The organism is Peribacillus faecalis (genome assembly GCF_014712675.1).
Taxonomy (GTDB): Bacteria; Bacillota; Bacilli; order Bacillales; family DSM-1321; genus Bacillus_AD; species Bacillus_AD faecalis.
In genome coordinates, this window is the sequence record NZ_JACXSI010000015.1 from 60,496 (window position 1) to 76,270 (window position 15,775).

General features: G+C 39.2%; 17 protein-coding genes. 4 read left to right on the top strand and 13 right to left on the bottom strand.

Going from position 1 to position 15,775, the window contains the following annotated elements; translation table 11 throughout:
- Positions 1 to 41: 41 nt before the first annotated feature.
- From rnr to secG, 5 genes are all read right to left on the bottom strand, one after another.
- Complete coding sequence (rnr, locus tag IEO70_RS07810; protein ID WP_190997813.1) at positions 42 to 2,411, bottom strand: ribonuclease R; 2,370 nt, start codon at positions 2,409 to 2,411, stop codon at positions 42 to 44.
- 31 nt (positions 2,412 to 2,442) lie between these two features.
- Positions 2,443 to 3,183, bottom strand: coding sequence for an alpha/beta hydrolase (locus IEO70_RS07815; RefSeq protein ID WP_190997814.1), 741 nt, complete (start codon positions 3,181 to 3,183; stop codon positions 2,443 to 2,445).
- Between the two features lie 341 nt (positions 3,184 to 3,524).
- Entirely contained in the window at positions 3,525 to 3,647 is a 123-nt protein-coding gene (locus IEO70_RS19995; protein WP_235973540.1) for a helix-turn-helix domain-containing protein, read from the bottom strand.
- 2 nt (positions 3,648 to 3,649) lie between these two features.
- On the bottom strand, positions 3,650 to 4,066 hold the full coding sequence (locus tag IEO70_RS07820; RefSeq protein WP_190997815.1) for a response regulator transcription factor: 417 nt from the start codon (positions 4,064 to 4,066) through the stop codon (positions 3,650 to 3,652).
- 238 nt (positions 4,067 to 4,304) lie between these two features.
- Positions 4,305 to 4,535 (bottom strand): preprotein translocase subunit SecG, encoded by a 231-nt coding sequence (gene secG / locus IEO70_RS07825; RefSeq protein ID WP_190997816.1) that lies wholly within the window; start codon positions 4,533 to 4,535, stop codon positions 4,305 to 4,307.
- 163 nt (positions 4,536 to 4,698) lie between these two features.
- Between secG and IEO70_RS07830 the strand changes: the two genes are divergently transcribed.
- The 3 genes from IEO70_RS07830 (at position 4,699) to deoC (ending at position 7,306) form a co-directional block, all read left to right on the top strand.
- Positions 4,699 to 5,247 carry a hypothetical protein gene (locus tag IEO70_RS07830; protein WP_190997817.1) on the top strand — a complete coding sequence of 183 codons (549 nt, stop codon included), beginning with the start codon at positions 4,699 to 4,701 and terminating at the stop codon, positions 5,245 to 5,247.
- Positions 5,248 to 5,638: 391 nt separating this feature from the next.
- Positions 5,639 to 6,577, top strand: coding sequence for a sugar-binding transcriptional regulator (locus IEO70_RS07835; RefSeq protein ID WP_190997818.1), 939 nt, complete (start codon positions 5,639 to 5,641; stop codon positions 6,575 to 6,577).
- 96 nt (positions 6,578 to 6,673) lie between these two features.
- Positions 6,674 to 7,306 (top strand): deoxyribose-phosphate aldolase, encoded by a 633-nt coding sequence (deoC, locus tag IEO70_RS07840; RefSeq protein ID WP_190997819.1) that lies wholly within the window; start codon positions 6,674 to 6,676, stop codon positions 7,304 to 7,306.
- 166 nt (positions 7,307 to 7,472) lie between these two features.
- Here the strand turns inward: deoC and IEO70_RS07845 are convergent, their stop codons facing one another.
- From IEO70_RS07845 to IEO70_RS07875, 7 genes are all read right to left on the bottom strand, one after another.
- Complete coding sequence (locus IEO70_RS07845) at positions 7,473 to 8,339, bottom strand: ROK family protein (protein ID WP_190997820.1); 867 nt, start codon at positions 8,337 to 8,339, stop codon at positions 7,473 to 7,475.
- A 26-nt stretch (positions 8,340 to 8,365) separates the two neighbouring features.
- On the bottom strand, positions 8,366 to 9,079 hold the full coding sequence (locus tag IEO70_RS07850) for a GntR family transcriptional regulator (protein ID WP_190997821.1): 714 nt from the start codon (positions 9,077 to 9,079) through the stop codon (positions 8,366 to 8,368).
- Positions 9,080 to 9,242: 163 nt separating this feature from the next.
- A complete protein-coding gene (locus IEO70_RS07855; protein WP_407948849.1) occupies positions 9,243 to 10,670 on the bottom strand; it encodes a glycoside hydrolase family 1 protein in 1,428 nt (475 codons plus the stop codon).
- A gap of 83 nt (positions 10,671 to 10,753) precedes the next feature.
- Positions 10,754 to 12,070, bottom strand: a complete 1,317-nt coding sequence (celB, locus tag IEO70_RS07860; RefSeq protein WP_190997822.1) for a PTS cellobiose transporter subunit IIC — start codon at positions 12,068 to 12,070, stop codon at positions 10,754 to 10,756.
- 63 nt (positions 12,071 to 12,133) lie between these two features.
- Complete coding sequence (locus IEO70_RS07865) at positions 12,134 to 12,481, bottom strand: PTS lactose/cellobiose transporter subunit IIA (RefSeq protein WP_190997823.1); 348 nt, start codon at positions 12,479 to 12,481, stop codon at positions 12,134 to 12,136.
- Between the two features lie 5 nt (positions 12,482 to 12,486).
- Positions 12,487 to 12,792: a PTS sugar transporter subunit IIB gene (locus IEO70_RS07870; protein ID WP_190997824.1), complete on the bottom strand. Its 306-nt coding sequence runs from the start codon at positions 12,790 to 12,792 to the stop codon at positions 12,487 to 12,489.
- A gap of 294 nt (positions 12,793 to 13,086) precedes the next feature.
- A complete protein-coding gene (locus tag IEO70_RS07875; RefSeq protein ID WP_190997825.1) occupies positions 13,087 to 13,638 on the bottom strand; it encodes a DUF1836 domain-containing protein in 552 nt (183 codons plus the stop codon).
- A gap of 141 nt (positions 13,639 to 13,779) precedes the next feature.
- On the opposite strand from IEO70_RS07875, the gene trhA reads away from it, so the two are divergent.
- Positions 13,780 to 14,427: a PAQR family membrane homeostasis protein TrhA gene (gene trhA / locus IEO70_RS07880; RefSeq protein ID WP_190997826.1), complete on the top strand. Its 648-nt coding sequence runs from the start codon at positions 13,780 to 13,782 to the stop codon at positions 14,425 to 14,427.
- Positions 14,428 to 14,586: 159 nt separating this feature from the next.
- On the opposite strand, the gene IEO70_RS07885 is transcribed toward trhA, so the two are convergent.
- On the bottom strand, positions 14,587 to 15,775 hold a 1,189-nt coding region (locus tag IEO70_RS07885; RefSeq protein WP_206711531.1), incomplete at its 5' end, for a DUF7507 domain-containing protein.

Genomic DNA, 15,775 nt, shown 5'->3' on the forward strand with positions numbered 1-15,775 from the left:
ATAGCGGAAAGAGAGCCTAATTAAAAGGCTCTCCTTTATATTCATCGTTTTTTCTTGCGTTTGCTTTTCGGTGCATTTTCGAAAAATCCTTTTTTACCTTTGCTTCCGGACTTCGAACCGCGACGACCTATTTTAGCATCATCAGACTTGGAACCTGGACGTTGTTTACGGCCACTTCCGCTAGCAGAAGATGAAGTGCCTTTTCCGCCTTTTCGGTCTCTGCTGCCCGCTTTGAACACGCGCATTTCGTTATTTTCACGTCGGCGTGTATTTTTCATGCCGGCAATTTCAAAGTCGATTGCGCGTTCATCTTTATCCACGTTGATAACTTTTACGCGCACCTCATCACCGATTCGGAATACTTTCGCCGTCCGTTCGCCGACCATAGCTAAATGGCGCTCCTCGAAACGATAGTAATCGTCATTCATTGCACTGACATGAACTAGGCCTTCAATTGTATTCTCTAACTCAACGAACATACCAAAGTTTGTCACGGAGCTGATAATACCGTCGTACTCTTCTCCGACTTTATCAAGCATGAATTCTGTTTTCTTCAGATCATCCGTTTCACGCTCAGCATCTACAGCACGGCGTTCGCGCTTAGACGTATGTTCAGCAATTTCCGGCAATAAAATATTCCATTTATCTCTCGTTTCCGGTCTTAAATCTCCTTCAATTAAGTACGTTCTGATTAAACGATGAACAATTAAATCTGGATAACGACGGATCGGAGATGTAAAGTGAGTATAAAATTCAGTCGATAATCCGAAGTGGCCTAAGCTTTCCTCATGATACTTCGCTTGTTGCATCGAGCGAAGCATAACTGTCGAAACAACCATTTCTTCCGGTTTGCCTTCTACCGCTTCAATAATTTCCTGAAGCGCTCTTGGGTGAATCGCATTTGCTTTTCCTTTTACAACTAATCCGAAGTTCGTAATGAATTCGAAGAAGCGTTGCAGCTTTTCTTCTTTAGGATCTTCGTGAATACGGTAAATGAACGGCACATCCATCCAGTGGAAATGCTCAGCAACCGTTTCGTTCGCCACTAGCATGAATTCTTCAATTAGTTTCTCCGCAACAGAACGCTCACGCAAAATAACATCTGTTGGATGGCCTTCTTCATCAACCAACACTTTTGATTCTTTGAAGTCAAAATCAATCGCTCCACGTTTCATTCGCTTCTCACGCAAAATGCTCGCCAATTTTTCCATCCGTTCAAACATCGGAACAAGCGGCTCATAATGCTTGCGAAGCTCTTCATCTTGATCGACTAGAATCTTATTCACATCCGAATAGGTCATTCGTTCTGTCGTTTTAATGACACTTTGGAAAATTTCATGCTTCACAACTTGACCTTCCGCATCAATCTCCATATCGCAAGAAAGCGTCAGACGGTCTACCTTTGGATTCAACGAGCAAATTCCGTTAGACAAACGATGCGGAATCATCGGAATAACACGGTCCACTAAGTAAACACTTGTGCCTCGATCAAATGCTTCGCGGTCAATCGGACTGCCTTCCGTCACATAGTGGCTGACATCGGCAATATGAACGCCAAGCTTATAGTTACCGTTCTCAAGCTCGGTAACCGTAACAGCGTCATCCAAGTCCTTCGCATCCGCTCCATCGATTGTCACAATAACTTGGTCGCGCAAATCGCGACGGTTCTCCAAATCGCTCTCCGCAATTGTTTCCGGTGTTTGCTGCGCTTGTTCAAGCACCTCTTGCGGGAACTCAAGCGGCAGTCCGTTGCTATGGATGATCGATAGAATATCAACACCAGGGTCATTTTTGTGTCCCAAAATTTGAATGACTTCTCCCTCAGCGCTGACACGGCCTTCCGGATAAGCGGTAATTTTCACAACAACTTTATGCCCATCGACCGCCCCCATGCTTGCATTGTTCGGAATGAAGATGTCATTGGTGATTTTTTTATCATCCGGAATCACAAATCCATAGTGATTGCTCTTCGAATACGTTCCAACTACCTCAGTCAAGCCGCGTTCAATGATTTTCTCAACTGCTCCTTCACGTCTTGAGCCTGAGCTGACAGAAGAAACACGAACAAGCACAAGGTCGCCATGCATCGCATTCTTCGTTTCATGCGGCGGGATAAAGATATCATCCATCCCTGGCTCTTCAGGTGTCACAAAGGCAAAACCTTTAGCGTGAGCCGTAAGCTTACCTCGCACTAAGTTCATCTTCTCTGGCAGTCCGTAACGGTTGTTGCGAGTGCGGATGACGAGACTTTGCTCTTCCATTTGCACAAGTGCTTTTACGAAGCTTTTGAAGTCCGCTGATTCCTTAATCCCCAGCACTTCCTCAAGCTCCTGCACTGTCATCGGCTTGTACGATTCTTCCTTCATAAATTGCAGCAGCCGATCATAATAATAACGAATATTTTCATCCATTATATAAAACCTCCCTATTCAAGGGTAAAAGCTAGTCTTTCCAGTTTAATTGCTCTAAAAAGCGGTGCACATCTTCGTGCAATTGCTGCTTTTCTTTATCGAGCGTAATAACATGTCCAGATTTCTCATACCATTTCAATTGTTTATTACTTTCTTTAATTTCATTATATATAAATTCTGCACTATCCGGGTTAATAACATCATCCTGTCTTGCTTGCACAACGAATGTCGGCGCTTGAATACGCGGAAGAGATTCACTTACACCAGCAACCAGCCCATGCAACGCTTCAAGAGTCTGCATTGGTTCGAGCCTGTCCATCTCTCGCTCGATCAGCTCTGAATTTTTACCTTCTCGCTTCTTATATTCTCTGGCGTATTTCAAAACACCTTCATTCATCACATCTGCGCTTTTGAATGACATTGGTGCACACATCGTTATGATGCCCTTAACCGGCAATGTATAACCTGCCTTAAGTGAAAAAACACCGCCAAGCGACAAACCGGCAACCGCAATTTGCTCGTACCCCTTGCTTCTCAGCAAATCGTATCCCATTAAAACATCCTTCCACCAATCCCGAGGTCCTGTTGTCACCAGTTCTTCCGGCGGTACTCCATGCCCTTTATAAATCGGCGCATGGCACGTATATCCCTGATCCTGCAAATAGCGTCCTAGCATCCGAACGTCCGACGAGTTGCCTGTAAAACCGTGCAGTAGCAGTACCGCCCTTTTCCCAGCTTCAAATAAAAATGGCTTTGGTGCGACTATTCTCATTATTGACGATCCCCTTTATCCGTCCTCCGGCACGAAATGTTACCGAATATATATATGTCTTTATTTAAACAAATTTCACACATTTATGCTATGAATACGGCAGGAAATATAATAAATAATACAATCGCAGAAATAAATAAAAACTCTTATTAGAACTTTTGTCCTTAAATAAGAGTAAAAAATGTGATGGATTAACGATTGAATCTGTAGCCAATGCACCTTATCGTTTCACTAAATGAATAATCAGTGTACTTGCCTATTTTCATCTTCCGTAAGTGATTAATGTGACCATCTATCATTCAGTTGTAAATATTCTTTTCCTCATTCTCGACAATGAGCGATTAGTTGCTAATCAGCAACACTCGATCAGGATGGAACATTAATTGCACTAACAACTTATATTCCGACACAGTCAATTCAATTAGTTGGTCCTCAAATTTTACATCACCTTGAAACGGCTTCATTGTTAATCCTCGAAAGCCACCTTACTGCAGCGATTTGCTGTCCTGCGCAATACAGCTTCCACTCTTGCAACAAGCTCACTCGGGCTAAATGGCTTCATTAGAAAATCATCGGCTCCCTTATTCAACCAATCGATGCGCTCAGCTTCCGAGCTATTCGTCCCCATTAATATAATGGGAACATTGCTATTCAGTTCATTTCTAATCCAATCACTTATATTCGTTCCATTACTATTTGGCAGTTTCACGTCAATGATGACGAAGCAAGGATCATATTTCAAAAAGCTCGCTCTTGCCTCTTCTCCATTTTGAGCCTCCAGAAATTCAAAGCCGGCACGCTCTAGATAAATTTTAATAATATTTCGAATTCTAGGATTATTTTCAGCGACCAATATATTCTTTCCACGCAGAGCTTCCTTCAAGGTTCTCACCCTTTACCGAAGACAGATTTTCCTCCATTATGCCATAAGAAAGGATTAGCTTTTATGTTCATTGATGTCAAATAAAGCACAAATAATTTATTGCTTTGGATTTGCTAAATTTTCATAAACCGTATCATATAGGATGTTAAGATTGCATCAATTTCCCTAAATTTCGCCAAAATAAAAATATCCCGTCAACCAGCCGAAACTGGTTAACGGGATACTTTATGCACCCTTATTATGCAAAATAAGCAATTGCAATTGTAAGCACGAAGAATAGTACAGACAACACGATCGTTACTCTATGAAGTACTAAGTCTATACCACGCGCTTTTTGTTTACCGAATAATTGTTCCGCACCACCTGAAATGGCACCAGAAAGACCCGCGCTTTTTCCAGATTGAAGTAATACCGTTACAATAAGTGCGATACAAACAATAACTAAAAGAACTGTGAGAACTGTAGTCACGCAGTTCACCTCCTACAATCTTGACAACATTACCTATAACATAACATATTCTTTATGATTAAACAACGGATTTCACTGCGCCAGAGTGCAGTAATTATCCATAATTGCGAAGATTTTATCATTGATATTGGGGTATAATGACATTAAGGGAGGAAGTGAAATTATGTACACCACCATTATTCATAAGCTGGACATTGCGAATTTGGTGTTCGGAATATTAGCTGTTGTCACACTCATTTGGAATGAGAATGCTTACGTGGAGGCACTGATTATTATAACAGCCACACTTGCTTTAGTAGCATCTAAATACCGTTTTCATAGATTACTTATCTTTCTCACATACAGCTGCAGTATACTATTTATCGGCATCATTTTCTCAAAATCGACAGAAGACGTAGTCATTAACGGCTTAAAGATGCCATCGAACCTTATATGGATTATCGCAATCGCCATCATTGTCGGAGGTGTCTGCGCGTTCTTTAAACTCGGAACTAATTCGATGACGGCCTTGCTGATTGCATTCCACATTTTAATGTTTATTAGTGCTATTAAAATGAGCGCAAATATCTCATTCATTAAAGCATTATGGAGCAGCAACGCACAGCTTTACACAGTGCATACGTATTATCCGATATTAGTAGCCAGTTTATTGCTTGGCATTTTCTTAGAAAAATATCAAATAGAAATGAAGAAAGATCGTCGCAATGATTAGCCTGGCTCTAACAGACCTATTTCAATATGATAGGTCTGTTTTTTATGCACTTAACATTTAAAGAAAGGATACGGTTTTTGTTTTGCCGTTCATATTTCTAGCAAACTACGGGTTGTTAAACAACTAATTGAAGACTGCAAAAAACATTAGATTCATAAAATGCGTTTTGCACAAAGATCATATAAAAATGTCGATAAGATAAAAGAAATTCTAAAGATGAACTCCCGAATATCGAAACGGAGACAACACCGCTTATTTCAGTTGCCGGAGTGCATACAGAAGCAAAAACAGCCGGACTTTCATGGGTATGCGAATATCGAGATAAATTAGCCACTGCCGGCAAAAAAGTATATGATATTTGTAACAAGCAACGAATATAAAGGAGCATATCATGTACGAAGATAAAGATTTGCTAAGCATCGATGTCGCGAAAATGTACTATGAATTAGATAGAAACCAAAACGATATCGCCAAAGCACTCGATATATCCAGACCGACTGTTTCAAAGCTGTTGAAGCATGCTAAAGAAAAAAACTTCGTCAGCATAATCATCCACGATCCGCGCGACCAAACAGCGAACTTAGAAGCTGCTATACGAAAAAAATACAAACTGGACACAGTACGTATCGCCTTCGCCCCCGTGGATGAAGAGCAAGAAATCAAAAAATACTTAGGAAAAACAACTGCCGAATATTTAAATGAAATTATTAAAGACGGAGATATGATTGGCGTCACGTGGGGCAGCACCCTTTACGAAGTTGCAAAAGCACTGCAGCCAAAGGATGTCAAAGGTATTGAAGTGATTCAGCTGAAGGGCGGCATGAGCTATTCACACAATGAAACGCATGACAATGATATTATGCGCCGCTTCACTGATGCATATAAAGCGTTTGGACAATTCATTCCGCTTCCGGTCATTTTTGATTCGATTGAGCTAAAAAATTTGATCGCCCAAGACCGTCATATCGCGCATGTGTTACAGCAAATGAATAGAGCCAACATTGCTTTATATACAATCGGATCAGTTTCGGAAGACTCTTTATTATATAAAATGAATTACATAACCGAAGACGAATTTAAGCAGCTTCAAGAGCAAGCAGTCGGTGAAATATGCTCGCGCTTTTTCGGCAGCGACGGCCGCATTTGCAATGAACAGCTGAACACACGCACATTCGGCATTGAATTGGAAGACTTGAAGAATAAAGAAAAAGCAGTCTTAATCGCCGGCGGTAAATCAAAAGTGAATGCGATTGATACCGCCCTATCTCATAAATTTGCTAATACACTGATTACCGATCGTTTCACCGCAAATAAATTAATGAAGCTTTAAATATATAGAACAAATGTAAAAACTGGATTTTACATTTGTTCTTTTTTTGTGTTATAGTAGCCTTACAATTGATTAATCTTTGGGGGCATATATTCCATGAATTATAACAAACTGATTGACTATACAATTTTAAAAGCTGATACAACGCGTGAAGGCGTACAAAACGTACTTGAAGAAGCCTTGAAGCATGACTACGCTTCTGTATGCATCAATCCATATTGGGTACCGCTTGCTGCAGATGTATTAAAAGGTTCAGATGTGAAAGTCTGCACAGTAATCGGCTTCCCATTAGGAGCAAACACAACGAATACAAAAGTATTTGAAACGAAAGATGCGATTGCGAATGGGGCTGAAGAAGTCGATATGGTCATTAATATCGGTGAATTGAAAGCCGGCAAATACGACATTGTTCAAAAAGATATCGAAGCAGTCGTTGAAGCAGCAAAAGGAAAGGCACTTGTCAAAGTCATTATCGAAACATGCCTTTTAACAAAAGAAGAAATTGAAATCGTCAGCAAAATTGTTAAAAATTCAGGCGCTGACTTCATTAAAACATCAACTGGTTTCTCAACAGGCGGTGCAACTGCAGAAGATGTTGCTCTAATGAGAAAGCATGTCGGTGAAAATGTAGGTGTCAAAGCTTCCGGCGGTGTACGCACAAAAGAACTAATCGAAGCAATGGTAGAAGCCGGCGCTAACCGTATCGGCACAAGCAACGGACTATACTAAAATACAATTATGTGCCCTTATGTCGGTAATAGCTTGGGCACACATTCTATCTCCAAACACAAAAGGTCTGACTAAAAACACTTTAGTCAGACCTTTCTATTATATATGCGATACAATAATCTTAAATACCGGCTTTAAAATAATGGTTCCACCTTCTATTCTCCATTCATTGATGTTCAAATGCCTGTCCGGCTAAGATTAACGCTCCGGTTACGCCGGCATTATCTCCAAGTGCTGGTGGTACAATGTATTCTTTCATATCTGGCAGAACGACATAGCCATTCAACAGCTCTTTAACATTTTCTTGAATTTTGCTGATAACAGACGGGGATTTCATGACTCCACCGCCCAAAATTATTTTCTTCGGCGATAAAATCAAGATGTATTGCATTAATGCCTGAGCCATGTAGTACGCTTCCAGATTCCATACTTCTTCACGATTATGAAGATGTTGACCTCTCTCTCCCCACCGCTCCTCTATAGCGGGGCCGGCTGCCAAGCCTTCCAAGCAATCTCCGTGATATGGACATTTCCCCTTATAACGATCATCAGGATGGCGTCTAACCAATATATGTCCCATTTCCGGGTGAGAAAGACCTTGTAGAAGCTTTCCTTGCACGACTGCTCCAGCACCGATACCTGTTCCCACAGTAATATAAAGACAACTATCCAATCCTTTAGCTGCCCCAGTTGTCGCTTCCGCCAAGGCTGCGATATTCACATCAGTGTTGAAGCCGATTGGAATCGGAAAAGCCTTCTTTAATTCAGCCACAAGTGGATAATTTCGCCAAGCCAATTTAGGAGTCGAGGTAATCGTTCCAAATGTCTGGCTTTTCAAATCGACGTCTATTGGGCCGAACGAGCCTACTCCTAAAGCCTTTATCTCATGCTTACGAAAGAATGCCTTCACTTCTTCCATCGTTTCTTTAGGAACAGTAGTCGGAACAGAAATGCGCTCCTGAACATTCCCAAGTGCATCACCGACAGCACAAACAAACTTTGTACCGCCGGCCTCTATTCCTCCAACTAGCATATTGAATCCTCCTAAACGAAGTTTTATTATTTTGTAACTGTCACAGTTGTAAAAACAAATTTATCGTAGCGATGTCTGGAAAAAGAATATTCAAAAGGAATACCTGTATTTAAATAGCCGACTTGTTCCACTTCTAAAACTGGATCATCCGATTTGCAATCTAGGTATTTCTGATCGAATTCATTTGACTTGCACGCTCGAATTTTACGATGGGCTACGCCAATTTTCAAATCAAGTGTATCTTGGATATGGCGGTATACAGATTTATGCAATACGTCTTCTGTAATGTCTGGAATTAATTTTGAAGGCATATATGTTTCTTCAATGACGTAAGGCTCATCATCAACAATGCGAAGACGAATAAGATGATAAACAGGTTCATTTTTTTCAATCACTAGCTGGTTAGCTACTTCGTCAGTAGGAAACTCAATATCAAAAGCAATGATTTTACTTTTCACTTGCTGATTCGTCACTAATCTGGAAAAACCAAGACTTTCCCCGCCCATTACATTCAATTCAGTATCTTTAACCTTAGTTTGTATAATAAATGTACCGTGTCCTCGTTTTCTGAAAAGCAAACCCTCCATTACCAGCACATCCAAAGCACGTTTAATAGTCATTCGGCTACAATTGAATTCTTTAGCCAAACTATGCTCATCAGGGATTGGATGATCCTGCGGGTAATAGCCACTTTTAATACGATCCCTTACTTCAATTGAAATTTTTTCATACTTATTCATCACGATCCACCCTGTTCCTCAAAAATCTCTTTATAAAAAGATACACGAGTATCTATCATTATCCAAGTCATGTATATCATCGGCTATATTTTGAATATTTCTTAACATAACAGACTATGACAAAAGTTAAATTAACTTTTGTCATCTCAACCCTTCTCACAAATTAAAATCCGTTATTCTTTGCTACTTCTTTAATCCAATAGCCACTTTTCTTCACTGTTCTCTCACCGTCTTTATCAAGATTCACTGAAACAAACCCATAACGATTTTTGTATGCATTTGTCCAAGACCAGTTATCCATGAAAGTCCATAAATGATAGCCTTTCACATTAGCTCCTTCTTGAATGGCTTTGTGAATCCATTTCAAATGGCCTTGAATGAACTCGATACGATAGTCATCTTCAATCATACCATCTTCATTTCGGAAGCGCTCTTCGCCTTCAACACCCATTCCGTTTTCTGAAATGTAGCATGCAATATTGCCGTAATTCTCACGTAAGTTTGTAAAAATATCATAAACGCCTTTTTCATAAATTTCCCAGCCGCGATGCGGATTCATTTTACGTCCTGGCATTTCGTAGTAATCAAAGAAATTTTCTGGCATAAACGGTGCATCCGGGTTTGGCATGTTTGCTTTCGCTTTAACGCGTCGAGGTTGATAATAATTAACACCAAGCAAGTCAACTGTGTTATTTTTCACAAGCTCTATATCTCCCTCTTCCATCTCAGGCAAAAAATCATATTCCCTTAAAATATCGACCAGCTCCTGAGGGAATTCCCCTTTTACCGTAGGATCAAGGAATGATCGGTTAAAAATCGCATCGCAAATCACAGATGCTTTTACATCAGCAGGGTTTTGGCTACGCGGATAAGAAGGTGTTAAATTGAGGACAATACCAATTTGGCCATCCTGATTTAAACGTCTGTATGCTGCAACAGCTTTCGCATTGGAAATAATCGTATTGTAACCGACTTGAACTGCTTTTTTGAAATCGACTTCATTCGGATAATGGAAATCATATAAATACCCACCTTCTACAGGTACAACCGGCTCATTGTGGGTAAACCATTTTTTCACACGGTCTCCGAATGTTTCAAAGCAAAATGTTGCGTATCGCTCGTAAGCATCTACGACTTCACGATTAGCCCAGCCTCCAATTTCTTGCATCGCCATCGGCATATCAAAGTGGAATAGACCGACAAATGGTTCAATGCCATTAGCAATTAGTTCATCAATGACATTATTATAAAACTCGATTGCTTTCTGGTTTACTTCACCTGTTCCATTCGGAAACATGCGTGACCATGAAATCGACATACGGAAGGAGTTATGGCCAAGTTCCTTCATTAAGGCAATATCTTCTTTATATTTCGTATAAAATTGCGATGTCTTTTCAGGACCTACACCATTAAAGAATCGATTTGGCTCTAGTTCAAACCAGTGATCCCAAATGTTTTTCCCTTTTCCATCAACATCGGCAGCACCTTCTGTTTGAGTTGCCGATGCAGCAGAGCCCCACCAAAAATTTTCCGGAAAACGATATGTAATAGTTGCTGCTTCAGCCTCTAGTTTTGTTCTTTCTGCTGTAATCACGATCAATTGCTCCTTTTCATACATAATTTTCGTTAAAAATAATCCAGCGGAAGCAATCCTCACTCCCACTGGATTTAATTTTATTTTTCAATAGTTGCTGCTACTTCTGCTGCGCTGTTTTCTTCTTGTTCTTTTTTCATATTCATTCGGTCAATGACTTTCAGGAATGGGAACCAAATGAAGAACACGATACAGAAGTTCACCAATTGAAGTAGAGTACCCATAATTGAGTTCGTTGCCAAATATCCGCTCAATCCAATCGGAACAGTCCAAGGCACTGTTACACCTGTTGGAGGAGGCACAAGACCGATGCTCATCACAAAGTATGTAAATCCTGTTACTATCATTGGAGCTAATACCCAAGGTACAAGAATCATCGGATTCATAACGATCGGCAATCCGAAGATAATCGGTTCATTGACGTTGAAAATACCAGGTCCAAGACCTAATTTTGCCACTTGATTCATTTGTTTGCTTTTCATGAATACGATAATAGCCGCTACTACCGCCAGCGTCATACCGGTTCCGCCCATACCTACTGTAAACACTTCCATGAAAGGTTTAGAAACGATGTGTGGCACTTCACCAGTCGCAGTATATGCATCCAAGTTTTCAAGAGCTAACGTGTTCCAAATCGGGTCCATAACAGAGTTCATGATAATTTGACCATGAAGACCGAAGAACCATAAAATTTGAACAAGGAATACAACAATTAATGTCGGAATGATTCCGCCGCCTAAACCAGTTAACGGAGCTTGAATCATTTGATAAATGACATCATGTAAATTTGTTTTAAATGCTAATGTAACAATTCCGTGTAAAGCTAAGAATACAGTTAATGTTATAAATGCAGGAATCAATGCAGCGAATGATTTCGCAACTGCTGGCGGCACACCGGCAGGCATTTTGATTGTAATATCTTTTTGTACAGCTTTTCGGTAAATTTCACCTGCTAAGAACGCTGTGATCATACCTAGGAACATCCCTTTTGCACCAAGGCGATCAAGGGAAAGGACGCCTGAAACTGTTTCCCCTCCGGTCGTTTCAATGACAAACGGAGTTAAGAATAAGAATGATGCTAAAGCTACAGCACCACCGAATACAGCTTCAACGTTATAACTTTTTGATAAATAATACCCAATACCGAATACAACAAATACAGTCATGATACTCATTGTTGCACTTTGTGCAACTCCAAATGTATCGCGTAACGTAGTAATCGTGCCTTCACTTAACATTGAATCTAAAAATGGCAAGTTTAGAAGTACACAAACAAATGAACCGAAAACTGTTAACGGGAATGACAACATAAATGCGTCACGTAACACTGCCAAATAACGGTTGTTATTCAATTTACCTGCAATCGGCATTAAGAATTTACTGAATTTCTCAAACACATTACTGCCTCCTAATCATTCTTTAATGTATAAACTCGCTTGCCCGATATAGGCGGTTACTTATCAAACACCGGCAACTTGCAAGTCTTTCACTTTAAATATTTCCAGCAATTCCTTTACAAGTTCCTTCATTGTCAAAGTCGACATTAAGTGGTCTTCCGAATGCATCAGCAGCAATGAAAACTGTGATGCCTCACCGCATGCCTCTTTTTGCACCATTTGAAAATGAATATCATGGGATACGCTCAAATCTTCTTCTGCTTGCTGAATTAGAGCTTCTGCTTCTTCCACTCTTCCTTCACGATATACACGAAGCGCCTGAATGACTTTGCTGCGTGCATTTCCGCTATGTAAAATTATTTGAAAACTGATTTGCTCGTCTGTTAAATTTTCTAATTGTAATTTTTCCATTTTGATCACCCGATTAAAGAAAGTGCTTGCTCATATGCTTTTTTTCCATCTGCCATTCCGTAGGCCATCATATCAATGACATCTACTTTAATACCGTATTGGTCAGCAGCTTGCTGAAGCTCACCTTTTAAGAAACTCATTTGCGGTCCGATTAAAACAACATCCGCATTGGCCATTTCTGTTTTTGCTTTGTCTTGTCCAACTGCCCAAATTTTCACATCTTCTCCGATTGCTGCTACATGCTGCTCCATCTTTGTTACTAATAAACTAGTTGACATCCCTGCACTACAAGCTAATAGAATTTTTTTCATAATGAACAAGCTCCTTTTTTTATAATTTTGACTAGCAAGATATTAAAACGCTTACATTTTTAAATTGAAAGAAAATAAGTTCTTGACTAATCATGATTTTTGGTTTGTTACCGCTTACATTTATTATTATATCAACATAATTTTAAATGTCTAGTCATTTGAATATAAAAACATAGACATTTGAATAGATGCAACATTTTACACACATTCTCAACACATTATTTCTAAAAGCATAAAAAGGGGTCTCTAAATTTTCATTAAGAGACCCTGCAGGAATATTATATCTGAATAGGTTTATTCAACTTCCCCCATGACTATGTCATCCACTAGCTTTTCAGCTGCTCTTCGGTAGAGATTGCTCATGTTGGCTAAAGAAGCAATCAGCAAAACTTTTGATAAATACTCATCATCTTCAATAATCGATTTTTCCATTCTTGTATTTACATCTTCTTTAATAGAATCAATGTTCTCTTCACTCTCTTGAAGGTAACGTTCATAGAATATATCAAGATTTCCTTCAGTAGCTTGCTCGTGGATACCCTGTAGAGTTGCTTGTATATCTTTAATTGATAAAGCGCCTTTTAACTGGTAAATGAGGCTGATCAGAATAATATGCTCCTTTGAGTACTTTTTATTTTTTATCGGAAATAACAGTTTCCCTTTTGCATAATTGTTGATCATCGTCTTTGTTAAGATCTTTTCATCTTCATTTCTTCTCGTACCGTTAAATTTATTTTCAAACAATTGAATGACTTGATCCATATACAAATCGATTTCCGGAATATCATTCAGCGATATATTTTGTTCATGGTTCAGCCGCTCTAGAAAAGACTGTAATTTCTCCATACTAAAACCTCATTTTCATTTATATGTACCTATATTCTATAAACAAACCACTAAAAAGTAAACATTGACTATATATCGAAATGGTTATATCATTATAAGTAGTTATAAAAACTACATAATGAAGTCAAAGGGGATATTAAAATGAATGCATATATTAGGGAACCAGTGAATGGTCTGACTCATCTAGTTGGAGCTGTTCTAGCTTTTGTCGGTCTTTTAGCTATGGTTATTAAGGCAGCCAGTCTGCATGAATCCGTCTTACATATAACTGCGATCATCATTTTCGGCATCAGCATGATTCTTCTATACTCTGCTTCTGCCACCTATCATATGATTATCGCCAAGGATCGTATCATCGCTTATTTCAGAAGAATTGATCATTCGATGATTTTCGTGCTAATCGCAGGTTCTTATGCACCATTTTGTCTCATCAGTTTAGATGGAATGGCTGGCTGGGTTATCTTTTCAATCATTACTTTATTAGCCATACTGGGAATTGTATTTAAAATTGTATGGTTTACTAGCCCAAGATGGATTTCAACTGGCATTTACCTTGTGATGGGCTGGATCATTATTTTAGCTGTTAAACCTTTGGCGGATGTTTTAAGTGGGACAGGCTTTTTCCTTCTAGTATTGGGCGGGATTTTTTATACAGTTGGAGGCGTTATTTACGGATTTAAGCCAAAATGGCTAAGTACTAAACATATGGGCTTTCATGAGATTTTCCACATTTTCATCATGCTCGGCAGCTTGGCGCATTTCTTGTGTGTATATTTATATGTAATTTAAAAGACTCTCTAGAATCTCCCTTGAGAGTCTTTCTTCTTGGAAACAAAAAGTAAAAACCACCTCTGACTAATGGAACATTCCATAGTTAGAGGTGGTTTTTAGCATAATCATACATCAGTCGCTATAATACGATATAGACTGATATATTCCTAGTTTCTCTTAACCTCTATGTTTTCTTCTGTAAACGTATAGACCGCTTCCAGCTAGTACGAAAACAAATAGGATTAATAAAGTATTGATTGTTGCATCGCCAGTTTGCGGATTTTGAACCCAAGTTACAATCTTGTCGATGGTAGTTGGAGTTTCATTATCTACTGTCGCTGCAACTTTAGCAGATACTTTAACAACTGCAGAAGCTTCATGGGTAATTGTATTGCCGTCTACCTCTACTGTAGCTGTTGCAATATTTTCTAAATCACCAATGTCACCAGCACTCAATACATACTTGCCAGTTAATGTTTTAGACTCATTAACCTCTAATTGATCAATGACAGTGTCAAGACCGATCATATCGTCTGTAACTTTAACGTTTGTTAAAGCTTTATTGCCTGTATTTGTTACAACGATTGAGTATGTTACTGTATCACCGACTGTTGCTTCTGTTTTATCTGCTGTTTTTTCAATTGTGAATGCATATGTCGGATTAACTATAACTGTTTCTTCATCTTCACCTGTAGTGTCACCTGTTGTCGCCGTTACAACGTTTTTATATGTTGTATCAGCAAGATCATTTTCAGGAACGACAAATGTAGACGTGAAGCTTGCTGTTTCATTAACAGCTAAGTCAAATGCTCCTTCATAGCCTTCAATTGTTAATTGTTGATCTGCTAAACTATCATTTTTGCTAAAGACGTCTTCTAACGTAATGCCTTCTAAATCAACGTTGCCGTCGTTAGTAACTTCAATAGTATATGTTACAGTTTCGCCCGGCATATATTGTGTTTTATCTGCTGTTTTTGTTACAGCTAGGCTTGGTTTTTCCGCTGTATTAGCAATTTTAATTGATACTACACTTTGACCATTAATTGTTACTTCCCGTACATTATCTTCAGGTAGTAAATATCCTTCTGGAGCTTTCGTTTCTTCCAATTGATATTCACCATATGGAAGTTTATTGAATGTTACGTTACCATTTTCATCAGTAGTCAATGTAATTACATTTCCTTCTTGATCAGTAAGTGTAAATTCTGCTCCTTGAAGTGTTTTACCATTCTCTGCATCTACTTTTATGATTTCAACAGAACCTACTGGTGTATTCGCAACTGGTTGCGTCACATGACGTTGTTCTCCTGCACCAATTGTGATGGTCCAAACAGTGTCATCTTTCACATAGCCTTCTGGAGCTTTT